Origin of the sequence: Desulfuromonas sp. CSMB_57 (assembly GCF_020194955.2) — a bacterium.
GTDB lineage: Bacteria > Desulfobacterota > Desulfuromonadia > Desulfuromonadales > Syntrophotaleaceae > JAFCIY02.
Map to the genome: position 1 here is coordinate 68,402 of NZ_JAFCIY020000023.1, position 26,391 is coordinate 94,792.

Sequence of the window (26,391 nt, forward strand, 5' to 3'; positions counted from 1 at the left end):
AGGCATTCCTGTCGTCAGAGGCGGATTTCGAAGTTGATGAATTCGTTTCGGCAGGGCGTCCGTTCCACCAGCAGGCGTTCGACCCGGCCCTGGGGCGGGCCTTGGCGCAGCGCTTCGATGGCCTGTTCGACATCCGCCGCCGGCCCCTCCAGGACCGCCTCCACATCCCCATTGTTCAGGTTGCGCACCCAGCCGGTCAGGTGCAGGGCCCGGGCCGTGCAGCGCACGAAGTAGCGAAAGCCCACCCCCTGGACCCGGCCCTGCACCCGGACCGTCGCACGCATGGCGTTCATGATTGCTCCTGTTCGGTGACCATCCGCAGAAAATCCTCCTCGCTGAGAATGGGCAGGTTCAATTGGCGGGCCTTGTCCAGTTTACTGCCCGCATCCGCGCCGGCAATCACGTAGTCGGTTTTTTTGCTGACCGAGCCTGCTGCCCGGCCGCCGAATTTTTCCACCAGTTCCTGCGCCTGGCCGCGGGTCAGGCGCTCCAGGCTGCCGGTGAAAACGAAGGAGCGGCCGGACCAGGGGCCGGTGTTCCGGGAAACGGCCGATTGCGGGATGACCCCGGACTGCTGGAGTTCATCCAGAATGGTACGGTTGCGAGCCTTGCGAAAGAAGTCCAGGACGCTGTCCGCGACTTGCGGGCCGACTTCATGGATGGCCAGCAAGGCGTCGCGGTCGGCTGCCGCCAGGGCCTCCAGGGAGCCGAATTGATCCGCCAGTACCTTGGCCAGGTGCTCGCCGACATGGCGGATGCCGAGGGCGAACAACAGGCGGTTCAGAGGCCGGCTTTTGCTGCCGGCAATGGCTTTCAGCAGTTTGTCGACGGATTTTTCCCCCTGGCGGGGGCAGGCCAGCAGATCCTCGCGGCGCAGGGAGTACAGATCGGCGACACTGCGGATTAGGCCCTTCTCCAGCAATACCTCCAGGGTTCGCTCGCCGAGGCCGTCGATATCCATGGCACGCCGGGCGACGAAATGTTTCAGGGATTCGCGCAGCCGGGCGGGACAGGACAGTTCCTGACAGCGCGGCACCACCTCGCCGTCCAGTTTCACCACCGGACCGCCGCAGGCCGGACAGGTTTCCGGCAGGGGAACCATGCGTTCCTGGCCGCTGCGCTGGTCTTTCAGCACCCGCACCACATCGGGAATGACATCGCCGGCCCGCTCTACCACCACGGTGTCGCCGATGCGGACGTCGAGGCGGGCGATCTCATCCCAATTGTGCAGGCTGGCACGGGACACGGTGACGCCGCTGACCTCGACGGGGCGCAGTTGGGCGACCGGGGTGATGGCGCCGGTACGGCCGACCTGCAGGACGATGTCCTCGACCCGGGTGGTGGCCTGCCGCGGCGGAAATTTGCAGGCCACGGCCCAGCGCGGAGTGCGGGTTTTGGTGCCCAACTCGCTCTGCAGGGCCAGGCTGTTGACCTTGACCACCATGCCGTCGATTTCGTAGGGCAGCTGGTCCCGGCGCAGTTGTAGATCATGAAAATTTGCCAATAGTTCCGAAAGGTTGGCGGCAAGCCGGGTTTCCTCGAGGTTGACCCGCAGACCCCACTGGCGCAACTGTTCGAGGAGTTGCCGGTGGCTGTCGGGCAACGGGGTCGAAATGCGGCCGATGCCATAGGCAAAGAACTGCAACGGCCGGCGGGCGGTGATCGTCGAATCGAGCTGGCGCAGGCTGCCGGCGGCGGCGTTGCGGGGATTGGCGAAAACGGGAAGGCCCTCCTCCTCGCGCTCCCGGTTGAGGGCCTGGAAGGCGGCCAGATCCATGTAGACCTCGCCGCGCACTTCCAGCAGTTCCGGACAGGGTTCCTGCAGCAGCAGCGGGATGGCGGCGATGGTGCGCAGGTTTTCGGTGATCTGTTCCCCGGTCTGACCGTCGCCGCGGGTGGAACCGACGGTCAGTCGGCCGGCCTGGTAGACCAGTTCCACCGCCACGCCGTCCAGCTTCGGTTCACAGACGTATTCCAGGGCATCCGATTGGCCCAGAAAACGTTGGATGCGGGCCTCGAATTCGCCGATTTCCTCGTCATTGGCAGCGTTTTCCAGGGACAGCATGGGCAGGCCGTGCCGGACCGAAGGGAATTTTTCCAGGGGCGGCGCCCCCACCCGCTGCGAAGGGGAATCGGCAGTGGCCAGTTGCGGGAAGGCCTGTTCCAGTTCCAGCAATTCCCGAAACAGGCGGTCGTAATCCGCATCGCTGATTTCCGGGCGGTCGAAGCTGTGGTACAAACGACCGTGTCGATGCAATTCGGCGCTCAGTTGCTGATGGCGGCGCGCCGCCTGTTCCGTGTTCATGGTTAACCTCGGTGTGGATAATGGGATGCTTGCCGGTTCACCACGGCCGGCGCCGTGCGGGCAGCTGAAAGTATCACAATCCGGCGCCAGTTTTCAAACCGCCATGCCATGGCAATTGTAATCCGCCCCCCGGTAGGATACAATTCTGGCCGATATTTTTCCGGTTTTCAATATGTTGGAGGCTCTGATGGATGAGGGGACCTGGCTCGAGCTGGGCGCTCTAACGGTTTTGTTGTTCGCCTCGGCGTTTTTTTCCGGTTCGGAGACCGCCTTGCTGTCCATGGATCGAGTGCGGGTACAGTACCTGGTGCACCAGCAGCGACGCGGCGCCCGGCGGTTGGAGGCCGTTCTGCGGCGCCCCGACGATTTGCTGGGAACCATCCTGGTCGGCAACAACCTGGTCAACATCGCCGCCTCGGTATTCGCCACCACCTTTTTTGTTCGAAGGTTCGGCGCGCGCGGGGAGTTGATGACCATTCTCATCCTGACCCCCGTGTTGCTGATTCTTTCGGAAGTCTGCCCCAAGACCCTGGCGGCCCGGCATCCCGAGCGAATTTCCTTTTTCGTACTGCGCCCCATCCGGGGTGCCATGGTGTTGCTGCGGCCGGTGGTCTGGCTGGTGACGGGCCTGTCGCGCCTGCTGACCTATTTCATCCGCAGCGAACCGCGTCCGGTCATTTCCGAGGAGGAGATCCGGGCCATGATCACCGTCGGCGAGCAGACCGGGGTGGTGGAAACAGAAAAACGCCGCATGCTGCACGGCATCTTCGAGTTGTCGGAAATCCGGGTGCGGGATGTCATGATTCCACGTACCGAAGTGGTCGGCATCGAGGCTTCGGCCACCTTTGCCGATGCCCTGCTCACCGCCCAGCAGTCCAACCATTCGCGTTTTCCCGTCTACCGGGAAAGTCTGGACAATGTCATCGGGGTCATCCATTCCAAGGATATTCTGCGCTATGCCGACCGGCCCGAGGCGTTTGCCCTGCCGGAACTGTTGCGGCCGCCCTTTTTCGTCCCCGAAGCCAAGCCGGTCAATACCCTGCTGCAGGCGTTTCAGAACCGCCGCGTGCATCTGGCCATGGTGGTGGACGAGTACGGCGGGGTGGAGGGCATTGTCACCCTGGAGGACGTGGTGGAAGAAATCATCGGTGAAATCCACGATGAATACGATGCCGAGACCGCTCCCTTTCGCGATCTGGGCCATGGCCGCTATCTGGTGGATGGCAGTGTTCCCCTGCGGGAACTGAACCAGCACTTCGGTTTCAACCTGGCCGAGGAGCACGCCAACACCCTGGCCGGATTTGTGCTTCACTCCCTGGGAACGATTCCTGAAGAAGGCGAGCGTTGCGAGGCGGACGGGATGGTCTTCATCGTGCGCCGGATGCTCGACCGCCGCATCGAACAGGTTGAAATACGTCGCAAGGAAATTCCTTCCTGAGCTGCTGTCTCCAGGCCTCCTGACGCTGCCCGCCCATTTCGGCCCTCCCTGCGAGGGCTTTTTTTATTGTTGCCGTAAGCCCTTAAAAAATTTGCAAAAGCTCCTTGACACGGGTCAGGGGTGCAATTATAGTTCGAGCTAAGTGTAAAAAAGTGGGTAATTGTCCCAAAAGGACTGCGGATGATATTTCAGGGGGAGTTCCACAACGCCATCGACGTCAAAGGCCGTGCCAGCATTCCGGCCCGGTTGCGCGATGTTTTGGTGGCCGCCTACGGTGAAGAGCGCTTGGTCGTGACCCAGAAGGATGGCGGCCTGGTGGCTTATCCCGTCCCCGAATGGGACAAGATCGTGGCTCAGGTCAATGCCATGCGACCCGGTCCCGTCAAGGAAGATATCAACCTGACCCTCATTTCTCCGGCCCAGGAATGTCTGTTCGACAAGCAGGGCCGTATCCAGCTCAGTAAGGCCCAGCGCAGCTATGCGGGACTCGACGGCGAGGGGCGGGACATCGTGGTGGTCGGTTCTTTCAACAAAATCATGCTTTGGGAATGGACCCGGCATGCCGACATGCGCCGCCAAGCCGAAGCACGCCTCAAAGCCGATCCGCAGGTGCTTTATGACTTGGGGTTCTAGGCCATGACGCCGGGGGATTTTCATCACCTTTCGGTACTGCCCCGGGAAGTGCTGGCGCTGCTTCAGCCGCAGCCGGGCGAACGCTTTGTCGACGGCACCCTGGGCGGCGGCGGTCATGCCGGACTGATTCTTGAGGCCATCGGGCCGAACGGGCAACTGCTCGGCCTGGACCGCGATCCCGAAGCGCTGCAGGCGGCAGGGCGGCGATTGGCGACCTTCGGAGACCGGGTGATACTGCGGCAGGGCAATTTTTCCGAGGCCGCCCGTTTTGTCGCCGAACTGGGCTGGCAGGGGGTCGATGGCATGTTGCTGGATCTGGGGGTTTCCTCCCACCAACTCGATACCGGACGGCGCGGTTTCAGTTTCCAGACGGAAGCGCCCCTGGACATGCGCATGGACCCGGAAGCGGACATGACGGCCGAAACCGCGGTCAACACCCTGCCGGAGGACGAATTGGCCAGAATTTTCCGCGAATACGGCGAGGAACGCTTTGCCCGGCGCATTGCCCGGCGCATCGTCCAGGTACGGGCCCGGCAGCCCCTGAAAACGACTTTGGAACTGGCTGAACTGGTGCGCGGCGCTGTCCCCGGCGGACATGTGCCGGCCCGCATACATCCGGCGACCCGGGTGTTTCAGGCCTTGCGGATTTTCGTCAATGATGAACTGGATAGTTTGCGCCACGGGTTACAGCAGGGGCTGGATCTGTTGCGCAGCGGCGGCCGACTGGCGGTGATCAGCTTCCACTCCCTGGAGGACCGCATCGTTAAGCAGACCTTTCGCCGGGAGGCGCATCCGTGCACCTGCCCGCCGTCCCTGCCGATATGCAGCTGTGGACGGCAGCCGCGCATCGAGTTGCTGACCCGCAAGGGCGTGCGCGCCGGCGAGGCGGAAGTCGCCGACAACCCGCGCGCCCGCAGCGCGGTGTTGCGGGCGGTGCGTCGTTTTTGACCCGGGTTGAGGGCTTCGATGGAGGGCTCGCCCCGCCATCGCCCGCCCGGCAGCTCCACAGGCCGAAAGCCTGCTTGCGCTGACGGTTTTGCTATTGAAGTTCCTGTTGAATTGGAGGCGCCATGGCTCACAGCATTTTGCGACCCATCCCCGGCCTGGCCGGAATTTCCTTCCGGCAGCCATCCCTCCGGCAGTTTTTCCTGTTTCTGGCCATGCTGACCTTGGCGGGGATCTTCCATGTCTGGTCGCGCAGCGCTCTCATCCAGCTCAATTACGACATTTCCCGCCATGAGACCCGGTTACGGGAACTGCAGCGGGAGGAAAGCTGCTTGCGGGTCGAAGTGGCGAGCCTGAAGAGTCTGAGCCGTATCGAACGGGTAGCCGTCACCGAGTTGCAGCTTCGCGCCCCGGTGGCAAGCCAGGTTGTCATTGTCCGATGAAGTGGACGCCGGAAAAGTCCTTCCGCATCCGGGTACTGCTGGTCCGTGCCTTTTTTGCGATATTTTTTCTGGCCGTGGTCGGCCGTGGTTTCTGGCTGCAGGTGCTGGATCGCGAGCAGACCGTAGCCCGCGCGCGTCGTCAATATCAGCGCGTGGTGCCCCTTACGCCCCGGCGGGGGGCCATTTATGACCGCAACGGGGAAGAGTTGGCGCGCAGCATCGCGGTCGATTCTCTGTATGCCGAACCCTGGCGCATCACCGACGCCGAGGCCACCGTCCGCAGCCTGGCGAAGGAATTGAAGTTGTCGCCGGCCAGCCTGAAAAAAAGCCTGGTCGGCAAGCGTCGCTTTGTCTGGATCAAACGGCAATTGCAGCCGCGGGAAAGCGAGCAGGTGCGCGAGCTGAAGCTGCCGGGCATCGGCTTCACCAAAGAGCACCAACGGTTCTATCCCAATGCCGAACTGGCGGCCCATGTGCTTGGGTTTACCGGCCTCGATCCCCGCGGCCTGGAAGGGTTGGAACACCGGTACAACAACATTCTGCTCGGTCATGAGGGTTTCCTGGTCACCGCCCGGGATGCCCGCGGCCAGGGTCTGGGAACCAGTCACATCGTGGTAAAGGGGGGCAGTGACGGCCACAGCCTGTATCTGACCCTGGACAAGAACCTGCAATACATCGCCGAGAAGGAACTGGCCGCCGGACTGGAAAAGGCCGGGGCTCCCGCCGGCAGTGCCCTGGTGCTGGATCCACGCACCGGGGAGATACTGGCCATGGCCAGTCGCCCGACCTACAACCCCAACGCCTTCGGCCGGTTTCCCGCCGGCCATCGGCGCAATCGTACCGTGTGCGATGAATTCGAACCCGGCTCCACCCTCAAGCCCTTCGTGGTGGCGGCGGCCATGAATGCCGGGCTGGTTTCGGCCAACCAGAACATCTTCTGTGAAAACGGCCGGTATCGGGTGGGGGGCATCACCATTCACGATCATCATCCCCACGGCGACCTGACGGTGGCCGAGGTGGTAAAGGTCAGTTCCAATATCGGTGTGGCCAAGATCGGCAAGATGCTGGAGCGCCAACGTCTGTACGATGCCCTGCAGTCCTTCGGGTTCGGCCAGCAGACCGGCATCGATTTCCCGGGCGAAGTCACCGGCCGGTTGCGCAATCCGGCGCGCTGGTTCGAAAGCGACCTGGCGGTCATCTCCTTCGGCCAGGGCATGACCGTAACACCCCTGCAATTGGCGCTGGCAACTTGTGTATTGGCCAACGGCGGCAAGTTGGTGCACGCCGACCTGGTGCGCAAGGTGGTGAATGACCATGGACAGGTGGTTGAGGAACGCCGCCCCCGGGTGGTTCGACGAGTCATTTCCGAAACCGTGGCCAATCAGATTCGTGACATGATGCGGGATGTGACCGGCACCGGCGGTACCGGCACCCTGGCGGCGGTGCCCGGTTTTTCGGTTGCCGGCAAGACCGGCACCGCACAGAAAGTGGATCCGGTGACGGGCGGTTATTCGGCGGACAAACGCATCGCCTCCTTCGTTGGTTTCGTGCCGGTCGAGAATCCTCGCCTGGTGATTCTGGTGGTGATCGATGAGCCGCACAAAGTCGTCTATGGGGGCCTGGTGGCGGCCCCGGTGTTTTCGCGCATCGCCTCCCAGTCCCTGCGTTATTTGGGCGTGGCGCCAAGCCAGGCTACCCCGTCTCCGGTCCTGCCGCCGATGCCCGACGTCGCGCCCGCCGGGCCGATTACGGTGGTGGAAACCTCCGCGTCGTTGACGCAGAATGAGGAGGGCAAGCCGCTGATGCCCGACTTCTCCGGCATGAGCACGCGTCAGGTGTTGCAGGCCATGGAGCGGTTGGGGCTGAACATCCGCGTGAAAGGTTCCGGGCGAGTTGTCGAGCAGTCACCGCTGCCGGGCCGCCCCATTCAGTTCGGGGATGAAATCTGGGTCCGGATGATGCCGCCGAGCTGAAAAATTCCCTTTGACTTTTTTGCAAGGGAGAAAGAAAATCGTCGCCTCCATGAAGACTTCCAGCCTTTGCCGGATTATCTGTCCCCGTCTTGAGAGCGCCTGCAGCGACGCCCCCATCAGCGGGCTGTTTTACGACTCGCGTCAAGTCGTACCCGGTGGGGTGTTCTTCGCCCTGCCCGGTGCCAGCGCCGACGGTCACGATTTCATCGATGCAGCTCTGAATCGTGGGGCCCGCGTCATCGTCATGGAGCGCGAACGGTCGCTGCCGGCCGGGGTCATCGGCCTGGTGGTCGAGAACGCGCGTCGTGCCATGGCTTTGGCGGCCGCGGCTTTTTATGGTGATCCGACCCGGGACATGATTGTGGTCGGGGTAACCGGTACCAACGGCAAGACCACCATCACCTATCTGCTGGAGGCGCTGTTGGTTGCCGCCGGTCGGCATCCGGCCATCCTGGGCACGGTCAGCTACCGGTTCGCAGGCCGGGAACTGCCCTCGCGCCACACCACCCCGGAATCGGTGGATCTCATGCGGACCATCGCCGAATTCCGGGATCTCGGTGCGGACAGTTTGGTGTTGGAGGTATCGTCCCATGCCCTGGAACAGCATCGGGCCGACGGTGTCTGGTTCGATGTCGGCGTGTTCACCAACCTGACCCCGGAGCACCTGGATTACCATGCCGACATGGAGGCCTATTTCCAGGCCAAATTGCGGCTGTTCAGCGGCCTGGGGGATCACAGCGCCCGGCGGGCGGTGGTCAACCTCGACGATCCCTGGGGTGAACGTCTGGCCCAATGCCTGCCGGAGGTGCTGGGTTGCGGCACCGGCCCGCAGGCGGCGGTGCGGGCGGAGCGCCATGCCATTTCCCTGCAAGGCATCGAAGCGGATCTGAGCACGCCTGCGGGACCACTGGACCTGCGCTCGCCGCTCATCGGCGAGTACAACCTGCACAACTTGCTGTGCGCCGCGGGGGCCGGCCTGGCCCTGGGTATCGATCCACAGGTCATCGCCGCCGGTTTGGCCGAGGCCCGCCAGGTGCCGGGCCGGTTGGAGCGCATTCCCAATCAGCGCGGCGCCCTGGTGCTGGTGGATTATGCCCACACCGGAGACGCTCTGGAAAATGTTCTATCGACCCTGCGACAGCTGCAACCTCGTCGCCTGGTTTGCGTATTCGGTTGCGGCGGCGATCGGGATCGCAGCAAACGCCCGGTCATGGGGGCGGTAGCCGGGCGCCTGGCCGATGTGGCGGTGCTGACCTCGGACAACCCGCGCAGCGAAGAACCCCTGGCCATCATGGCGGAAGTGGAGGCCGGTTTGCGCCAGGTGCATGAACATCTTTGGACGCGGAGCGAAGCGGAGCGCGCGGTGGGGCGGGGCTATGTGGCCATCGCCGATCGTCGCGAAGCCATCGAGTTCGCCGTCTCCCTCCTGGAGACCGGCGATATCCTGTTGGTGGCGGGCAAGGGCCATGAGGACTACCAGATTGTCGGTTCGCAGCGCCTGCATTTTGATGATCGGGAAGAATTGCGCCGGGCGTTAAGCGGCGCGGCGGGGGCGGCATGAAACTCGATCTGGCCAGTATCGCCGCCATCCTCGGCGGCAGCCTCACTCCGGAACGGGCCTCGGTAGTCATTACCGGGGTTTCCACGGACAGCCGCACCATCCGGCCGGGTGATCTGTTCGTGCCCCTGCGCGGACCCAACTACGATGGCCATGACCATATCGGCCAAGCGGTGCGGGGTGGGGCGGCGGCCTGTCTGAGCGAGGAGGTTATCGCCGGGCTGGCCGTGCCGGTGGTGCGGGTGGGCAATACCATGCAGGCGTTGGGGGATCTGGCTGCCGCGTTGCGTCAGGATTTCGACGGTCCGGTGGTGGCGGTGACCGGGTCTTCCGGCAAGACCACTACCAAGGAAATGCTGGCCGCGGTGCTGTCCCTGACCGGTTCCGGGCTCAAGACCGAGGGCAATTTCAACAATCTGATCGGCCTGCCCCTGACCCTGTTCCGATTGCAACCGGAACACCGCTGGGCGGTGCTGGAAATGGGCATGAGCGCCCGCAACGAGATCGCCCGACTGACGGAGATCGCCCGTCCCGATGTGGGCATCGTCACCAATGTCGGCCCGGCGCATCTGGAACAACTCGGCAGCATTGAAGGGGTGGCGCGGGCCAAGGGGGAACTCTATGCCGCACTGCCGGCGGGGGGCACCGCCATCGTCAATACCGATGATCCGCAGGCCCGGCAGCTACCGGTGGCCAACGGTGTCCAGCGGCTGCTGTTCGGACTGACTGGCGAAGCGCGGGTGCGGGCGAAAGAAATCCGTGTCGATGATTGCGGGGTGCGGTTCGACCTGATCCTGCCGACGGGCCGTTGGCCGGTCCGTTTGGCGGTGCCGGGGCTGCATAACGTGTACAACGCCTTGGCGGCGGCCGCCGCGGCACACGTGTTGAAAGTCGATGGCGAGGCCATTGTGCGCGGTCTGGAACAGTTCCGCTCCAGCCCCGGCAGAATGACTGTGACCCGGTTGCCCGGCGATATCCTGTTGCTGGAGGATTATTACAACGCCAATCCCATGGCCATGCGCGCGGCGCTTGCCTCGTTGGCGGACCTGCCCGGTACCGGGCGGCGTCTGGCGGTGCTGGGCGATATGCTGGAGTTGGGGGCCGCCGCCGAGGATCTGCATCGGCAGGTCGGCGAGGCCGCGGCGGCGATCGTGGATCGGTTGATCCTGCTTGGCACCCTGGCTCCCTCCGTGGCAGCGGGTGCCCGTGCCGGAGGGTTGGCCGCGGATGCCGTGCAGGTGGTCGAGTCCCACGAAGCGGCGGCCGATCTGCTGCAGCAGTGGCTGCACCCCGGCGACCGGGTGCTGGTCAAGGGCTCGCGGGGCATGACCATGGAAAAAATCTGTCACCTGCTCCGGAACGACGGGGCGGCCAATTCTACCGGGCATTAGGAGTTACCGGATGCTGTACCATCTTCTCTATCCTCTGCACACCCAGTTTTCGGCGCTGCAGATTTTTCGCTACATCACCTTCCGGGCGATTTACGCGACCATTACCGCGCTGCTGATCTCCTTTATCCTGGGGCCGTGGCTGATCGAAAAATTGTCCAACCTGCAGATCGGCCAGAGCATCCGCAAGGACGGGCCGCAGTCCCATTTCGTCAAGGAGGGAACCCCGACCATGGGCGGCACCCTCATCCTGCTGGCGGTGGTGTTGCCGACCCTGCTGTGGACCGATCTGACCAACATCTATATCTGGGTCACCCTGCTGGTGACGGTCGGCTTTGGGGTGGTGGGGTTCGTCGATGATTACCGCAAGGTCCGGCGGCGCAGCAGCGATGGCCTCAGCGCCCGCGAGAAAATGTGGTGGCTGATGCTCATTGCGGCCGTGGCGGCCACGATCCTGTATCTGTATCCGCCCTTTAAAACGACCCTGGCCTTTCCCTTCTTCAAGGGACTGGAACCGGATCTCGGTTTGTTCTACATCCCCTTTGCGTTGCTGGTCATCGTCGGCGCCAGCAACGCCGTCAACCTGACGGACGGTCTTGATGGCCTCGCCATCGGCCCCACCATCATCGCCTCAGGCACCTACCTGCTGTTTGCCTATGTGGCGGGTAACGTGCGACTGGCGGATTACCTGCAAATCAGTACCGTGCAGGGGGCCGGCGAACTGGCGGTGCTGTGCGGCGCCATGGTCGGAGCGGGACTGGGTTTTTTATGGTTCAACACCTATCCGGCTCAGGTTTTCATGGGCGATGTCGGCAGCCTGTCCCTGGGCGGGGCCCTGGGCACCATTGCGGTCATCACCAAGCAGGAGATCGTGCTGGTCATCGTCGGCGGCATCTTCGTGGTCGAGGCTCTTTCGGTGGTATTTCAGGTCACCTCTTTCCGGCTCTGGGGCCGGCGGATATTTCGCATGGCGCCCATTCATCATCATTTCGAACTGAAGGGCTGGCCGGAACCCAAGATCATCGTCCGGTTCTGGATTATCAGCATCATTCTGGCTCTGGTGGCTCTGTCCACCCTCAAATTGAGGTAACCCATGTCCGTCTATACCGGGCAACGGATTGTCATCATCGGCGCCGGCAAGACCGGCCTGGCGCTGACCGACTTTTTTCTGGCGCGGGGCGCCAGGGTGGCGCTGTCCGATCGCCGGCCGGCGGCGCAAGTACCCGCCGCGGCGGAACTGGTCGCCCGCGGTGTGGACCTGGATTGTCCCGGCCATGATGCGACCCTGCTGGCCGCCGCCGATCTCATTGCCATCAGCCCCGGCGTTGCCCTGGACATGCCGGAATTGGCCGCCGCCATGAGCAGCGGCGTACCGGTGCTGGGCGAAGTCGAAATCGCCGCCCGCGAACTGCAGGCGCCCATGGTCGCCATCACCGGCACCAACGGCAAATCGACCACCACCACCCTGTTGGGCGAGGTGTTCGGCGCCTGGGGCAAGCGGGCCTTCGTCGGCGGCAATCTCGGCACTCCCCTGATTGAGGCGACCCGGTGCGACGACTGGGACTGGATAGTGGCGGAAATCTCCTCCTTCCAGTTGGAAGCCATCGATCGCTTCCGACCCCGCTACGGACTGCTCCTCAACCTCACCGAGGATCATCTGGACCGCTATCCGGATATGGCCGGCTATCTGGCGGCCAAGCTGCGTCTGTTCGAGAACATGACGGCCACGGACGTGGCGGTCATCAACCTGGAAGATCCTCTGGTGCGGCAGTTGACCGCCAATCTGCCCTGTCTCCGCATCGGCTTTTCCAGCCGCGGTCCCGTCGAGGCAGGCATGGGCTTTGACGGCCGCCATCTGATCTGGCGCTGGGCCGGCCGGGAAACGCGGTTTGCCGTCCAAGAACTGCGCCTCAAAGGGTTGCATAATATTGAAAACGTCATGGCGGCGCTGATTCCGCCCCTGCTGGAAGGGTGCCCGGCGGATACGGCCTGGCGGGCGGTCTGCGCCTTTGCCGGCCTCGACCATCGCATGGTGCTGGTTCGGCAACTGCAGGGTGTCGACTGGTTCAACGATTCCAAGGGCACCAACGTCGGCAGCGTGGTCAAAAGCCTGGCCGGCCTGCCCGGATCCGTAACCCTTATTGCCGGGGGCCGGGACAAGGGCGGCGACTATGCGCCGCTGGTCGAGCCGGTGGCGTCCAAAGTGGCCCATTTGATCCTTATCGGCGAAGCCGCGGACCGCATCGAACAAGCCCTTGGAACCCTGACGCATACGGTCCGGGCCGGTTCCCTGGAGGACGCGGTGCAGTTGGCCTATCGATTGACGGAGCCCGGCGGCGCGGTGCTGCTGTCTCCGGGTTGCTCCAGCTTCGACATGTTTCGCAGTTATGCGGAGCGCGGCGAGGTTTTCATGCGGGCGGTGGGTGAACTGCCCGAGGAGGCGGCGCACTGATGGCGACGGGCAGCGGCAGCTACGATTATCGCTTGTTGTCCCTGACGGCGGTGTTGACCGCTTTCGGGGTGCTGATGGTCTATTCATCCTCAAGTATCATGGCTGCGGCGCGTTATCAGGACGGCTTCTATTTTCTCAAGCGTCAGGGCATTTATGCGGCGGTGGGGCTGCTGACGATGATCGGCCTGATGCGCCTCGACTATCACAAGCTTCGTCCTTGGGCGGTGCTGGGTATGCTGGCGTCCACCCTGCTGCTGCTGGGGGTTTTGGTGCCGGGTATCGGCAACACCGCCGGCGGCGCGGCCCGGTGGATTCGCATCGGCGGTCTGACCTTTCAGCCGTCCGAAGCCGCCAAGGTCGGACTGGTGCTTTACCTGGCCCATTCCCTGGCCCGCAAACAGGACAAGCTGAAGAGTTTCAAGCTGGGGGTCCTGCCCTATATGGTGGTGCTGGCCCTGCTGCTGCTGCTGCTGTTGATGCAGCCCGATCTCGGCAGCGCCCTGACCATGGGCGGCGTGGCCATGATCATGCTGCTGGCCGCCGGCAGCCGCCTCAGCCACCTGTTGTCCATCGGTATTCTGGCCCTGCCTTTTTTGCATCACGCGTTATTGGGCGTGGACTATCGCCGCCGCCGGATTATGGCATTTCTCGATCCCTGGAAATATCCGACGGACGAGGGATTCCAGATCATCCAAAGCATGATCGCCTTCGGCAACGGGGGTTTGAGCGGCCAGGGTCTCGGCGGCAGCCAACAGAAACTGTTTTTTTTACCCGAAGCCCACACCGACTTCATCTTTTCCGTCCTTGGGGAGGAGGCCGGGTTTATCGGCGTGCTCATGGTCAGCAGCCTGTTCCTGATCCTGATCTGGCGCGGATTCCGGGTGGCCTTGCTGGCGCCGGACGAGTTCGGACGGCTGCTGGCCTTTGGTCTGACCCTGCTGCTCGGCCTGCAAGCCTTCGCCAACATGGGCGTGGTCATGGGCCTGCTGCCCACCAAGGGGTTGGCGCTGCCCTTCCTTTCCTACGGCGGTACCAGTCTGGTCACCTCCCTGGCGACGGTGGGTATTTTGCTGAATATCTCCAGCCAAATTGAGGAGGGTCGAACATGAGGCTGCTGTTGGCCGGTGGCGGCACCGGCGGTCATCTGTTTCCGGCCGTGGCTTTGGCCCAGCGTCTGCTGGCCGAGGAGTCCAAGGCGGCCGTGCAGTTCGTCGGTACGGCGCGGGGCATCGAGGCCCGGGTGCTGCCCGACCTCGGGTTGCCCCTGGAATGCATCGAGGTGCAGGGTTTCGTAAATCGCAACCTGATGGGCAAACTGGCCATGCTGCCCCAGTTGTGGCGCAGCGTGCTGCAGGCGCGACGAATCCTGGACCGGTTCCGGCCGGATGTGGTGGTCGGCGTCGGCGGCTACGCGTCGGCGCCGGTGCTGGTGGCGGCCCTGTGGCGCAAAATACCCTATGTGATTCATGAGCAGAATGCGTGGCCGGGCTTGACCAATCGTCTGCTGGGCCGCTGGGCGAAGCGGGTCTGCCTGTCCCTGGCGGAGGCGGAGCGGGCCTTTGTCAGTGCTCCGACCCTGGTCACGGGAAATCCTCTGCGGCCCGGTATGGAGGAGTGTCCTCCCATCAGCGACGGCCCGCCGACATTGCTGGTGTTCGGCGGCAGTCTTGGAGCGCGGGCCATCAACGACGGCCTGCTGGCGGCGCTGCCGCACCTGGCCGGTCTGCGCGACCACCTGACCATTATTCATCAGACCGGCGCCGGCGATGTGGAACGGGTTCGGCAGGGCTATGTGGCGGCGGGTTGGCCGGCGGACGGCGTGGTTCCCTTCATTCATGACATGGCCGCCGTCTATGGACGGGCGCATCTGGTGGTCTGTCGGGCCGGCGCCACCACCATTGCTGAACTGACCGCCTGCGGGCGACCCGCGATCCTGATCCCCTATCCTCACGCGGCCGGCGACCATCAGAGCGCCAACGCCCGGGCCCTGGCGCGCAAGGGCGCGGCCCTGCTGCTGCCGCAGGGGCAATTGTCGGGCGAGCATCTGGCCCGGCTGATAGGGGATCTGTTGCAGGACCGCCGGCGTCTGCTGAGCATGGCCGGCGCCGCCGGCAGCCTGGCACGCCGAGGCGCGGTCGACACCATTTTGGAAATTTGCCGGGACATTGCGGCCCGGCGTTCGTAACTACGGAAAATTCACATTGTTGGGGAAAGCAGGCGAAATCAAGCTATGTACGGGAAAATCAGAACCATTCATTTCGTAGGGATCGGCGGTATCGGCATGAGCGGCATCGCCGAGGTCCTGCTCAACCTGGGTTACCGGGTCAGCGGCTCGGATCTGCGGGAGACCGATATCACCCGCCGTTTGGGTGAGTTGGGCGGCGTCATCTATTACGGGCACGCTCCGGAAAACCTGGTGGACGTCGATGTGGTGGTCACCTCCACGGCGGTGCGCGCCAGCAATCCCGAGGTCATCGAAGCCCATCGGCGCCTGATCCCCGTGATTCCCCGTGCCGAGATGCTGGCGGAATTGATGCGCATGAAGTACGGCATCGCCGTCGCCGGAACCCATGGCAAAACCACCACTACCAGCATGGTATCCACGGTGCTGTCCCATGCCGGCATCGATCCGACGGTGGTCATCGGCGGTCGGCTCGACTCCATCGGCTCCAACGCCAAGTTGGGCCAGGGCAAATTCCTGGTGGCCGAGGCGGACGAGTCCGACGGTTCCTTCCTGAAACTGTCGCCGACCATCGCCGTGGTCACCAATGTCGATGCCGATCACCTCGACTTCTATGAGGACCTCGAGCAGATCAAGCAGACCTTCGTCGATTTCATCAACAAGGTGCCCTTTTTCGGCCTGGCGGTGCTGTGCCTCGATGATGCCAATGTCCAGTCCCTGATCCCCCAGGTGAAGAAGCGGTTCGTCACCTACGGGCTGAGTACCCAGGCCGACTTCAACGCCATCGATATCAGTTACCGGGAGGAGCGCACTACCTTCACCGTATGCCATAACGGCGAACGGCTCGGTCAGGTCTCCATCCGCATGCCCGGTCAGCACAATGTGCTCAATGCCCTGGCCTGCGTCGCCGTGGCCCGCGAACTGCAGATTCCCTTTGCCGAGATTGCCGAGGCCTTTCAGGACTTCTGCGGCGTGCAACGCCGCTTTCAGCCCAAATACCAGGGCGGCGGCATCATGGTGGTCGACGACTACGGGCATCATCCGGCGGAAATTCGCGTGACCCTGGCGGCGGCCCGCAGCGGTTGGGATCGTCGGGTGGTGGCGGTTTTCCAGCCGCATCGCTACAGTCGCACCCAGGCGCTGTTCGATGAATTCGTCACCGCCTTCTATCAGGCCGATCACCTGGTGGTCATGGATGTTTATGCCGCCGGCGAAGAGCCGATTCCCGGCGTTTCCTCCAGCGCCCTGGCGGAAGGCATCGCCGGGCATGGTCACCGTGACGTGCATTATCTGGCCGAAGCCGACGCCGTGGTCCAGCATCTCCTGGAGACGGTGCGCGAGGGCGATCTGGTGATTACCTTGGGCGCCGGCAACGTCTGGCAGGTCGGGGAGGCCCTGGTCCGCCGTCTGACGGAAAGGCACTGAGGTGGAAAGTCTGGCGGCAGCATTGCGTTCCGTCCTGCGCGGAGCGGTCCGCGTCGCGGAGCCCATGAGTCGTCATACCACCTGGCGCATCGGCGGGCCCGCCGATCTGTACCTGGAGCCGCTTGATGCCGACGAGTTGGTGACGGCCTTGCGGATGCTGGAGGATGCCGGACAGCCTTGGCTGGCGCTGGGAGCAGGCAGCAACCTGCTGGTGCGCGATGGCGGTTGGCGTGGCGCGATTCTGTGCCTGAAGCGCCTGCGCCGGGCGCAATGGCTGACCGACGGCAGCTTGCGGGCCGAGGCCGGTTTGCCGCTGATGAACGTGATTCGCAATGCCGCCGTGCGTGGCTGGGCGGGATTGGAGCAACTCGCCGGAATCCCCGCGACCCTGGGCGGGGCCGTCGCCATGAACGCCGGTGCCGGAGGGCAGGATATGGCGGGTGTGCTGCGGCAGGTGGTGCTGGCCGGTCCGGAGGGTCTGGAAGAATGGCCGGTAGAGCGCCTGGATTTGGGATACCGGCATGCCTCCCTGCCGGCCGGCAGAGTGGTCGCTCTGGCGCAGTTGCAGTTTGCGCCGGGGGAACCTTCGGCCCTGGAGACGGCGGTTCGCCGGCGGCTCGAGCAACGGCGGCAGGCCCAGGGCGTCGGCCGGCCCAATGCCGGTTCGGTGTTCAAGAACCCGGCCCCGGAGCTTCCCGCATGGCGGCTCATCGAGGCGGCCGGCATGCGCGGCGCCCGGGTGGGGCAGGCGCAGGTTGCCGACAAACATGCCAATTTCATTATCAACCAGGGGGGCGCCACGGCCGGCGAGGTGCTGGACCTGATTGGCAGGATCCAGCGGGCGGTGCAAAGCCGGGCGGACATCCTTTTGGAACCCGAGGTTCGGGTCATCGGTACGGATTGAAGGTCAACGGAGCAAGCAGGAATTTTTATGACACGCCAGGAACTGAAAACCAAGAATATCGCTGTGCTGATGGGCGGATTGTCCGCCGAGCGGGAGGTTTCTCTGCGTACCGGTCACGCCATCAGCCAGGCGCTGCGCGAAGCGGGCTACCGGGTAACGGACATCGATGCCGATCGGTCCCTGCCGGCAAGGCTGGAGGAGTCCCGGACCGAGGTGGCCTTCATCGCTCTGCACGGCCGCTTCGGCGAAGACGGCACGGTGCAGGGATTGCTCGAAATGATGGGCATCCCCTACACCGGCAGCGGCGTGCTGGCCTCGAGCCTGGCCATGGACAAGGTAGCGACCAAAAAGATGTTGCAGTATCATGGTGTGAATACGCCCGCCTTTGCCGTGTTTCGCCCAGGCTCCCAAGTACAAGGCAGTTTGCCACCCTTTCCGGTGGTCGTGAAACCGGCGCGCGAAGGGTCGACCATCGGCATCAGTATCGCCAGGGAGCAGGCGGAATTGGCGGCAGGGCTGACCGAAGCCTTCCGGTTTGACAGTCTGGTGCTGGTGGAGCAGTTCGTGGCCGGTGCCGAAGTCACCGTCGGGGTGCTGGACGGGGAAGCTCTGCCGGTCATCCAGGTGGTGCCCAAGGGCGGCTTTTATGATTACCAGGCCAAGTACACGGCCGGGCAGACCGAATATCTGCTGCCGGCGCCCCTGCCCGAGGGGATCTATGCGGGACTTCAGCAGGCGGCCTGCCAGGCCTGCCAGGCCCTCGGCTGCAGCGGCGCGGCCCGGGTCGATTTCATGGTCGGCGACAACGATTTCACCTGCCTGGAGGTCAATACCATTCCCGGCATGACGGCGACCAGCCTGTTGCCCAAAGCAGCGGCGGCAGCAGGGTTGCCCTTTGTCGAACTGGTGCAGCGCATTCTGGAAGGAGCCGCTCTGGGCAAGTGACCGGGAGCGTACCGCCGGGTCGAGATCCGATTCTCGAAAGGGAGGCTGTGTGCAGAAATCGAGAAACAACAATCGCTGGAACAGTCGCCGCAAAGCAAACCAGCGCCAGTCCGCCCCGGTTCGCCAAAACCGGCCGCTACGGCAGCCCCGTCAACGGCGACGCCTGCCCTGGGGCGCCCTGCCCTGGGGCCGGATGCTGCGGTTTGTCTTCCGAAGTTCGGTGGTCCTCGGGGGCCTTGCCGTCATCGGCGGCGCGGCGGTGTTCGGGGTTCGGAGCCTGTTGGCCGCCGAGTATTTCCAGGTCCGCCAGGTCCGGGTGGAAGCTCAGCAACGGGTCAGCGAGGAACAGGTCGTCGCCCTTTCCGAGGTTTGTCCGGGAACCAACATTTTTGCTCTGGATCTGGAACTCATCGGCCGCCGCATCGAGCAGAGTCCATGGATCGCTCGCGCCGAGGTCAAACGGGTGTTTCCCAACGAACTGCTCATTCGCATTCAGGAGCGGCAGCCCAAGGCCATCGTGCGCCTCGACCATCTTTATTACGTGGACGCCGAAGGCGAGGTTTTCAAATCCCTGTCGCGGGGAGAAAGTCTTGACTATCCGGTTATTTCCGGCATCGAGCGCAGCGAACTGCTGAAAAAACCCGAGGCTGTGCGTAAACGGCTCTTGGAAGCCCTTGCATTATTGGATAAACTGGAGCAGCGTAAGGTTTTCGGCCTGACGGCTATCTCCGAACTGGCGGTTGACGAGAAGGCAGGCATGACCCTGTTCACCCACGCGGGCGGAGTGCCGGTGCATATCGGCCAGGCCGATTTTGCTCCGAAGCTGGATCGTCTGGAGCGGATTTACCCGGAGTTGCAACAGCGGTTGAGCGGCATCCAGTCCATCGATCTGAATGTGGCGCAGCGCGTCATTGTCAAACTGGATAATGGTGGTACCCCTGGCAAGGGGTAATTACCCATGGGGGGAAAGGCATAGACATGAGTAATGGCAGAGATAATCTGATTGTAGGCCTGGATATCGGCACCACCAAGATCTGCGCCATCGTCGGTCATCAGACTGAAGACGGGCTGGATATCGTCGGCATCGGCAGCAGCCCCTCCAAGGGCATGCGCAAAGGCATGGTGATCAATATCGACAGCACCGTCGAGGCCATCCGCAAGGCCCTCAGCGAGGCCGAATTGATGGCCGGTTGCCAGATCAAGAACGTCTATGCCGGCATCGCCGGCGGTCATATCCGCGGGTTCAACTCCCAGGGCGTCATTGCGGTAAAAAACCGCGAAGTGACGGACGAAGACGTGCGCCGGGTGCTGGATGCGGCGCGGGCCGTCGCCATTCCCATGGACCGGGAGGTGATCCATACCATCGCCCAGGAATACATCGTCGATGATCAGGACGGTATTCTCGAGCCCCTCGGCATGTGCGGCATCCGCCTCGAAGCCAAGGTGCATATCGTCACCGCCGCCACCGCCAGCGCCCAGAATATCGTCCGCAGCTGCAACCGCGCCCAGGTCGATGTTTCCGACATTGTTCTGGAACAGCTGGCTTCGGCCGAAGCAGTGCTGTCGCCGGATGAAAAGGAACTGGGTGTCGCCATGATCGATATCGGCGGCGGCACCACCGATCTGGCCCTGTTCATCGACGGCGCCATCAAACATACGGCCGTGCTGGCTCTGGGCGGCAACCATCTGACCAACGATATTGCCGTCGGCCTCCGCACTCCCATGGCCGAAGCGGAAGCCATCAAGAAAAAATTCGGCTGCTGCCTGACCTCCCTGGTCGGCAAGGATGAAACCATTACCGTCCCTTCCGTGGGCGGCCGGGATTCGCGGGTCCTGTCGCGCCAACTGCTGGCGGAGATTCTCGAACCGCGGGTCGAGGAGATTCTGACCCTGGTGCAGCGCGAGATCATCAAGAGCGGGTTCGAGGATCTCATCGCTTCGGGCATCGTGCTCACCGGCGGCAGCTGCATCCTGCCGGGCATGCCGGAGATGGCCGAACAGATCTTCAACCTGCCGGTGCGGCGCGGTACCCCCCAGGGCATCGGCGGTCTGGTGGATGTGGTGAATTCTCCCATCTATTCCACCGGCGTTGGTCTGGTCAAATTCGGCAGCCAGCACGAGGGCGTGGCCGCCAAATTCAAGATCGGCCAGGAAAACCTGTTCGACAAGGTGCTGCGGCGCATGAAAGAATGGTTCACCGAATTTTTCTGAGCAAGGCGAAAGGCTTCGCGGCCGTCAGCCGGAGTTTATCTCCGGGGATTGAGCAAACGGTTCACTCCGGGCGGTTCGGCAATTTTAAAGGGGCGGCAGGGCGACATCAGCGTGGCCGGGTTACGGAGAAATCCGGTCTTTCAAGCATGGGGAGGGAGTCATGACAGAACGCGTTATATTTGAATTCGACGAAGACCTGGATCAAACGGCGAAGATCAAGGTCATCGGTGTCGGCGGTGGCGGCGGCAACGCCGTCAATACCATGATCATGGCCGAACTGGAGGGGGTCGATTTTGTTGTCGCCAATACCGACGCCCAAGCCCTGCGCAAGAGCCAGGCGCCGGTCAAGGTGCAACTCGGCAACAAGCTGACCAAGGGGCTGGGTGCGGGCGCCAATCCTGAAGTCGGTCGCGAGGCCGCCAACGAGGACCGGGTGCGCCTGGCCGAGATTTTGGAAGGGGCGGACATGGTGTTCATCGCTGCCGGGCTCGGCGGCGGTACCGGCACCGGAGCCGCGCCGATTATTGCCGAGGTGGCCAAAGAGCAGGGCGCCCTCACCGTCGCCGTGGTCACCAAGCCTTTCACCCGTGAAGGCAAGCAACGCATGAAGAAGGCCGGTCAGGGCATCGACCTGCTCAAGGATGTGGTGGACTCCCTGATTGTCATACCCAATGATCGTCTGCTCGGTCTGTCAGGCAAAAATACCAGCATTCTCGACGCCTTCAAACCCTCGGATGATGTCCTGCGGCAGGCGGTTCAGGGGATCTCCGAGCTGATAACCACCAGTGGTCTGATCAACGTCGACTTTGCCGACGTCAAGGCGGTCATGAGTGAGCGCGGCATGGCCATGATGGGTATCGGTGTGGCCGAAGGCGAGCGGCGGGCGGCCGAAGCCGCCCATCGGGCCATCAGCAGCCCGCTGCTGGAGGAGATCGACATCTCCGGCGCCAAGGGCGTGCTGGTCAACATCACCGCTTCTTCCAGCATGACCATGGAGGAGTTCGACGAGGCATCCAGCATCATCCACGAGAAGGTGCACGAGGATGCCAACATCATCATCGGCCTGGTCATCAATGAAGAACTCGGTGAGCGCATTAAAATTACCGCCATTGCCACCGGTTTCGGCGATTCCTTCGAGAAGGGGCGCCGCAACGTCGAGGATTTGCGCAGTCGCACCGTTGCCGGGCTGGAGAAGGTCGACCGCGATCTGCCGACGTTCATCCGGGAGCGCCAGAAGGATGGCCCCAAGCTGTATCGTACTCCCCTGGGCGAAGAACATGAGTTCGACATCCCCACCTTCCTGCGCAAGCGGGTGGACTGAACGTCATAGCCCGACAGAGGTTCCGGGTCGGAACGCCGTGATGGGAAAGGATCTCCGCCTTTCCCTCTCACCTCCGCCGCAACGAGCCTTGGTCGCCATGCCCCAAAAGCGTCCCTGAGTTTTCAGGACTCCGCTTTTCGTTCGATGACTCCCTTTTCGGGGGCTGCCGTGCTGCAGCCCCCTTTTTTCATTTTTTCCCATCTCACCGCCTCCATCCGACAAGTGGGTTTACCCTTTGCCCCTGTCAGAAGAATCCGCCGATTGGCGTTACTTCAAAAAATGGCTGTCAAAGAGCGCCCATCGAGGGAGCCCGGCGCCCGGATGACCACTTTATTGCTCTCCAAAACCCCCGATTTGGCAAAAGACCCTGAGATTTTCTACCATTTTTGTTTGAAGAAACTAAACAATGTGATTCGCCGTTCCCTTAGGTTATAAACGGTAAACAGGTTATATCAAAAATAACCTAAAATGACCTTGTGGGAGTAAAAATTACCTTTGACAACCAAAAATAACATTGATAGAGTTGGAAGCATGCAGGGCGGTGGGCATGTCCTTTGGATTGCCGACACTTTTCCGGCCGGAAGTGTCGATGTGGTTGTAACGAGACGAAAAAGGTTTCGTAGGGTTTCGAAGCTCTCCGGCGTGATTTGCTTTCGCTGCTGGTCCGGCTTCGATGGATGATAGTTCGTGCCAACAGGGAAACGGGGGTTATCATGGTGGGAAAAAGAGATGCAAAACTGGTAGTCAGGGGCGTAAACGGGACGATCTATGAATTGCCGGAGCGACTGGTGCGCTTCAAGCAGGCGATTTTGGCCCGCAAGGCTCGCGCAGGGGCGGTGGGAGCGATGGGAACCTGTAGCAGGAAACCGGCCGTGAGGCATGATCTGCGGTTCCTCTGTGAATTGGCGGCACGGATCGTCCAGTCTAAAAAGTTCCATTTGCACCGGGTCCAGCGTTCCGGCGTTGTGGGTCGCATGGGGCGGCAGCAGGTAATCGGGTATAAACACTGATTGCAGGACAAAAAACCGGCGGCGCGACCTAAAGTCCGTCTGACTGCATTCAAGAAATTTCCAGGGGGACACATGCTGTGTCCCCCTTTTTTTGGTAAAATTTGCCGAGCTTGGTTGTGTACCTGATCCGGCGGTGACAAAACCCATCCAGACCGTTTTGAATTTCAGCCGTGAAATTGCATAATAATTGTTCAGCTGCTCCCGGAAATGCACAAAAAAAACCTTTGCGTTCCCCGGTTCATTATGCGAAGGTCAAGGAGTTGAATGTTATCCGCAGGTAGTTTCTAGCGGGTTTTTGACAAACGAACTCCATGCATTTCGACCGTGGCCGTCCGATTGGCAGGTTCGTGCCGGCAGACAGATTCCCATTCCGCCTACGACATGCCATCGCGTCCGCTGCGCCTTGCCGAGTCGGGGCGGACCGGGCGCAACAATAAAGGGTTCAACCGGAGCCGCCTCGAAAGAGGCGGCTTTGGCGTGGTGGGTCCGGTATTGCAGGAGGTGTCGGGTCGTCGTCGCGGACCTTTCAAGCCCAGCGGCAGGAATGGCGTAACATGAATCATCCTTTTTTGATTCTGGAATGGCTTGCAAAGCAATTGCCCCTTGGCATGAGTCCGGAGCAGTTAGACCGCTACGGCTATTTCGGGCATGTCACCGGAGTCTGGATGGTCATGCTGTTGCTCATTGGTGTGGGGTTGCTGACGCGGCGGCGTCTGGGAGAAACTCCCGGGGCTTTGCAAAATGCGGTGGAATTGATCGTGGAGGAACTGGAACGGTTGATGGATGCCACCATGGGTCCGAAAGGCCGCAAATATTTCCCTCTCATTGCCACTCTGGCGCTCTTCATCCTGGTTTCCAATCTCATCTCCCTGATACCCGGTTTCGCTCCGCCGACCGCCAATATCAACACCAACGCCGCCTTGGCCCTGACGGTGTTCGCCATGACCCACATCATCGGCGTTCGGGAGCATGGTCTGAGTTATCTCAAGCATTTCACGGGTCCCATCTGGTGGCTGGCGCCCATCATGCTGCCCATCGAACTGATAGGCCATCTTTCCCGACCTCTGTCCTTGTCGTTACGTCTGTTCGGCAACATGTATGGACATGAAGTGGTGCTTATGATTTTCTTTGCCCTGATGCCAATGCTGGTGCCCATCCCTATGATTGTTCTGGGAATTCTGGTGGCGTTGATTCAAAGCTTCGTTTTTACCCTGTTGAGCATGATCTACATAGCCGGTGCCCTGGAGGAAACACATTAGTCAGAATTAAAGATGCTTCTTGGTTGTTCAACCTGTTGCTGCATGGAAGGAGACATTGAGCATGGATTATTTTAGCTGGTGTATCATCGTTGCCGGTTTCGGCATGGCGGTTGGCGCGGTCGGACCGAGTCTGGGGCAGGGGTTGGCGGTCAAATCCGCTTTGGAGGCGGTGGCCCGCAATCCCGGCGCCAGCGGCAAAATCCTGACGACCATGATGATCGGCTTGGCCATGGTCGAATCGGTTGCGATTTACGTGTTCGTCGTAGCCATGATCATTCTGTTCGCCAACCCCTTTACAGAGCATGTGCTGACCCTGCTGGCGAAATAGAACGAGAAAACCCGGTCGATAATGGCCTCGGCCCGGTTTCTGAAGCAGGCATTCATGCGCCAGTCTGGCCGGGTGCCATGCCATGGGACCAGGGGCAGGAAGAACAGAGAGGTTTACGAGTGCTCAAGCTTAACTGGACATTCTGGATGCAAGTGCTGAATTTTGCCATCCTGGTTCTGGTTATGGACTGGCTGCTCTATCGGCCCTTGCGAAACGTCATGCATCGTCGGCGCGAGGGCCTGCGGCAGACCGCGGAGCGGGTCGCCGGCCTGGAATCGGCGTTGGAGCAACAGGCCCGGGAATATCGCCGGCAACTGGCGGAGGCCAAACTGCAGGCCCAGGTCGAACGGGCGCAGGTGGTGGCGGCGGCCGCCGCCGAGCGGGATGCCTTGCTGGCCGCCGCCCAGCAGGAGGCGGTGACGCACAGTGCCGAAATCAGGACCGAGGTGGAACGGCAGCGGTTGACAGTCGCCGGGCAGTTGGCGGCCGAAACCCGACGCATTGCCCGGCAGCTGGCGGGACGGATTCTGGGGAGGCCGCTGTGAGGGCCTCGCGACGCGGCGGCCGGTTCCTGGTGGCCGGTATGGTGACGGTTGGCTCTCTGGTGATGATCCCTCCGGCCTGGGGAAATGAGGGGGAACACGCGGTGGGACACCTGCGGGATTTTCTGTATCGCTGTCTGGATACGGGTGTGACCCTGGGGCTGCTCGGCTATTTCCTGTTCGGTCCCTTGAAACGGGCTCTGGCCGCCCGCCGGAACCGCATCGCCGCGGAACTGGAGGAGGGTCGCAGAGCCGTGGCTGACATGGAGGCACGTCATGCAGCCGGGTTGCGCGAACTGGCCGCGGCGGGGTCGGTTGTGGAGGAACTTCGGTCCGGCATCCGTCGGGAGTGCGAAATTCAGCGGGAGCAGATTTTGGCCAGCGGTCGTCAGGCCGTTGCCCAGTTGCAGGCGCAGGTCACGGCGGCCGCGCAACGTGAGGTGAGCCAGGCCCGGCAGGTCCTGCAGCGCGAAGCGGCCCGGCAGGCAGTGGCGTTGGCCGAACAGTTGGTGCGTGAGGCCATGACTCCGGAAGATCATCGCCGGTTGCTGGAAACTGCCTTGCAACAGGTGGCGGAGGAGTCATGAAACTCGCTGCGGTTGAACAACGCTATGCCCGGGCCCTGGCCACTCTCGCGGCCGAACAGGGACAGTTGGAGGAGGTTTGGCGGCAGTTGCGCAACGTGGCTGCGGCTTTGGCCGTCGAGCCCCGCCTCGGGCCGTTGCTGGAAAGCCCGACCTTGGCCAAGGATAAAAAGACGGCCCTGCTGGCGGGCCTGGCGGACCATCTGCGTTTGGACAAGCTGCTGTGCAAATTTCTCGGACTGTTGCAGGAGCGGGGCCGGTTTGGGCAGTTCCCCGGCATTCTCAGGCATTACCGGGAGCAGGCCGACGGCCTGTTGCAACTGGTTCGGGTTCAGGTCGAGTCGGCGGTACCCCTGGACCCGCAGCAGCAAGCGAAACTCCAGGCCCTGGTGGAACAGCAGACCGGCCGCCGGGTGGTGCTGGAGTTTGAAACGGTTCCGGAACTGGTCGGCGGTCTGCGGGTGCGCGTCGGCTCCCGGATTATGGATTGCAGCGTTGTCGGACGCCTGGAGCGTCTGGCGGCGCAGGTCGGCAGAGGGTGAGGG

The 26,391-nt window shown here is 62.5% G+C and carries 25 protein-coding genes; 22 read left to right on the top strand and 3 right to left on the bottom strand.

Going from position 1 to position 26,391, the window contains the following annotated elements; all coding sequences use genetic code 11:
• Positions 1–14 precede the first annotated feature (14 nt).
• Positions 15–293 carry an acylphosphatase gene (locus tag JQN68_RS06415; RefSeq protein ID WP_225071979.1) on the bottom strand — a complete coding sequence of 93 codons (279 nt, stop codon included), beginning with the start codon at positions 291–293 and terminating at the stop codon, positions 15–17.
• Positions 290–2,305 carry an NAD-dependent DNA ligase LigA gene (ligA, locus tag JQN68_RS06420; protein WP_225071980.1) on the bottom strand — a complete coding sequence of 672 codons (2,016 nt, stop codon included), beginning with the start codon at positions 2,303–2,305 and terminating at the stop codon, positions 290–292. Before ligA ends, JQN68_RS06415 begins: the two co-directional genes overlap by 4 nt.
• 187 nt (positions 2,306–2,492) lie before the next feature.
• Here ligA and JQN68_RS06425 point away from each other — a divergent pair, with 187 nt between their 5' ends.
• The 17 genes from JQN68_RS06425 to ftsZ all read left to right on the top strand — a co-directional run bounded on the left by JQN68_RS06425 (position 2,493) and on the right by ftsZ (position 22,123).
• Positions 2,493–3,743 carry an HlyC/CorC family transporter gene (locus JQN68_RS06425; protein ID WP_225071981.1) on the top strand — a complete coding sequence of 417 codons (1,251 nt, stop codon included), beginning with the start codon at positions 2,493–2,495 and terminating at the stop codon, positions 3,741–3,743.
• A 180-nt stretch (positions 3,744–3,923) separates the two neighbouring features.
• On the top strand, positions 3,924–4,376 hold the full coding sequence (locus JQN68_RS06430) for a division/cell wall cluster transcriptional repressor MraZ (RefSeq protein WP_225071982.1): 453 nt from the start codon (positions 3,924–3,926) through the stop codon (positions 4,374–4,376).
• Between the two features lie 3 nt (positions 4,377–4,379).
• The gene (gene rsmH / locus JQN68_RS06435; RefSeq protein ID WP_225071983.1) at positions 4,380–5,324 is read left to right on the top strand and encodes a 16S rRNA (cytosine(1402)-N(4))-methyltransferase RsmH; all 945 of its coding nucleotides are present in this window, start codon (positions 4,380–4,382) and stop codon (positions 5,322–5,324) included.
• Between the two features lie 122 nt (positions 5,325–5,446).
• The gene (ftsL, locus tag JQN68_RS06440; RefSeq protein WP_225071984.1) at positions 5,447–5,764 is read left to right on the top strand and encodes a cell division protein FtsL; all 318 of its coding nucleotides are present in this window, start codon (positions 5,447–5,449) and stop codon (positions 5,762–5,764) included.
• A complete protein-coding gene (locus JQN68_RS06445; RefSeq protein WP_225071985.1) occupies positions 5,761–7,737 on the top strand; it encodes a PASTA domain-containing penicillin-binding protein in 1,977 nt (658 codons plus the stop codon). Before ftsL ends, JQN68_RS06445 begins: the two co-directional genes overlap by 4 nt.
• A gap of 49 nt (positions 7,738–7,786) precedes the next feature.
• Positions 7,787–9,298, top strand: a complete 1,512-nt coding sequence (locus tag JQN68_RS06450) for a UDP-N-acetylmuramoyl-L-alanyl-D-glutamate--2,6-diaminopimelate ligase (protein ID WP_225071986.1) — start codon at positions 7,787–7,789, stop codon at positions 9,296–9,298.
• Positions 9,295–10,686 (top strand): UDP-N-acetylmuramoyl-tripeptide--D-alanyl-D-alanine ligase, encoded by a 1,392-nt coding sequence (locus JQN68_RS06455; RefSeq protein WP_249621067.1) that lies wholly within the window; start codon positions 9,295–9,297, stop codon positions 10,684–10,686. Before JQN68_RS06450 ends, JQN68_RS06455 begins: the two co-directional genes overlap by 4 nt.
• Positions 10,687–10,696: 10 nt before the next feature.
• A complete protein-coding gene (gene mraY, locus JQN68_RS06460) occupies positions 10,697–11,773 on the top strand; it encodes a phospho-N-acetylmuramoyl-pentapeptide-transferase (protein WP_225071988.1) in 1,077 nt (358 codons plus the stop codon).
• A gap of 3 nt (positions 11,774–11,776) precedes the next feature.
• A complete protein-coding gene (murD, locus tag JQN68_RS06465) occupies positions 11,777–13,135 on the top strand; it encodes a UDP-N-acetylmuramoyl-L-alanine--D-glutamate ligase (protein WP_225071989.1) in 1,359 nt (452 codons plus the stop codon).
• Positions 13,135–14,244: a putative lipid II flippase FtsW gene (ftsW, locus tag JQN68_RS06470; RefSeq protein ID WP_225071990.1), complete on the top strand. Its 1,110-nt coding sequence runs from the start codon at positions 13,135–13,137 to the stop codon at positions 14,242–14,244. The genes murD and ftsW overlap by 1 nt, the downstream gene beginning before the upstream one ends.
• Positions 14,241–15,320, top strand: coding sequence for an undecaprenyldiphospho-muramoylpentapeptide beta-N-acetylglucosaminyltransferase (gene murG, locus JQN68_RS06475; RefSeq protein ID WP_225071991.1), 1,080 nt, complete (start codon positions 14,241–14,243; stop codon positions 15,318–15,320). The genes ftsW and murG overlap by 4 nt, the downstream gene beginning before the upstream one ends.
• A gap of 45 nt (positions 15,321–15,365) precedes the next feature.
• Positions 15,366–16,742 (top strand): UDP-N-acetylmuramate--L-alanine ligase, encoded by a 1,377-nt coding sequence (gene murC / locus JQN68_RS06480; RefSeq protein WP_225071992.1) that lies wholly within the window; start codon positions 15,366–15,368, stop codon positions 16,740–16,742.
• 1 nt (position 16,743) lies between these two features.
• Positions 16,744–17,646: a UDP-N-acetylmuramate dehydrogenase gene (murB, locus tag JQN68_RS06485; protein WP_225071993.1), complete on the top strand. Its 903-nt coding sequence runs from the start codon at positions 16,744–16,746 to the stop codon at positions 17,644–17,646.
• A 27-nt stretch (positions 17,647–17,673) separates the two neighbouring features.
• Entirely contained in the window at positions 17,674–18,591 is a 918-nt protein-coding gene (locus tag JQN68_RS06490; protein ID WP_225071994.1) for a D-alanine--D-alanine ligase, read from the top strand.
• 49 nt (positions 18,592–18,640) lie between these two features.
• Positions 18,641–19,543, top strand: coding sequence for a cell division protein FtsQ/DivIB (locus tag JQN68_RS06495; protein ID WP_225071995.1), 903 nt, complete (start codon positions 18,641–18,643; stop codon positions 19,541–19,543).
• Positions 19,544–19,569: 26 nt separating this feature from the next.
• On the top strand, positions 19,570–20,802 hold the full coding sequence (ftsA, locus tag JQN68_RS06500; RefSeq protein WP_225071996.1) for a cell division protein FtsA: 1,233 nt from the start codon (positions 19,570–19,572) through the stop codon (positions 20,800–20,802).
• 175 nt (positions 20,803–20,977) lie between these two features.
• Positions 20,978–22,123 (top strand): cell division protein FtsZ, encoded by a 1,146-nt coding sequence (gene ftsZ / locus JQN68_RS06505; protein ID WP_225072020.1) that lies wholly within the window; start codon positions 20,978–20,980, stop codon positions 22,121–22,123.
• Positions 22,124–22,575: 452 nt separating this feature from the next.
• Here the strand turns inward: ftsZ and JQN68_RS06510 are convergent, their stop codons facing one another.
• Positions 22,576–23,346: a hypothetical protein gene (locus JQN68_RS06510; protein ID WP_249621068.1), complete on the bottom strand. Its 771-nt coding sequence runs from the start codon at positions 23,344–23,346 to the stop codon at positions 22,576–22,578.
• Between the two features lie 341 nt (positions 23,347–23,687).
• On the opposite strand from JQN68_RS06510, the gene atpB reads away from it, so the two are divergent.
• The 5 genes from atpB (at position 23,688) to atpH (ending at position 26,388) form a co-directional block, all read left to right on the top strand.
• Positions 23,688–24,392: a F0F1 ATP synthase subunit A gene (gene atpB, locus JQN68_RS06515; protein WP_225071997.1), complete on the top strand. Its 705-nt coding sequence runs from the start codon at positions 23,688–23,690 to the stop codon at positions 24,390–24,392.
• 61 nt (positions 24,393–24,453) lie between these two features.
• Positions 24,454–24,720, top strand: a complete 267-nt coding sequence (gene atpE, locus JQN68_RS06520) for an ATP synthase F0 subunit C (RefSeq protein ID WP_225071998.1) — start codon at positions 24,454–24,456, stop codon at positions 24,718–24,720.
• Between the two features lie 146 nt (positions 24,721–24,866).
• Positions 24,867–25,265 (top strand): F0F1 ATP synthase subunit B family protein, encoded by a 399-nt coding sequence (locus tag JQN68_RS06525; RefSeq protein WP_225071999.1) that lies wholly within the window; start codon positions 24,867–24,869, stop codon positions 25,263–25,265.
• Positions 25,262–25,849 carry a F0F1 ATP synthase subunit B gene (locus JQN68_RS06530; protein ID WP_225072000.1) on the top strand — a complete coding sequence of 196 codons (588 nt, stop codon included), beginning with the start codon at positions 25,262–25,264 and terminating at the stop codon, positions 25,847–25,849. The genes JQN68_RS06525 and JQN68_RS06530 overlap by 4 nt, the downstream gene beginning before the upstream one ends.
• Positions 25,846–26,388, top strand: a complete 543-nt coding sequence (gene atpH / locus JQN68_RS06535) for an ATP synthase F1 subunit delta (RefSeq protein ID WP_225072001.1) — start codon at positions 25,846–25,848, stop codon at positions 26,386–26,388. The genes JQN68_RS06530 and atpH overlap by 4 nt, the downstream gene beginning before the upstream one ends.
• Positions 26,389–26,391: the final 3 nt, after the last annotated feature.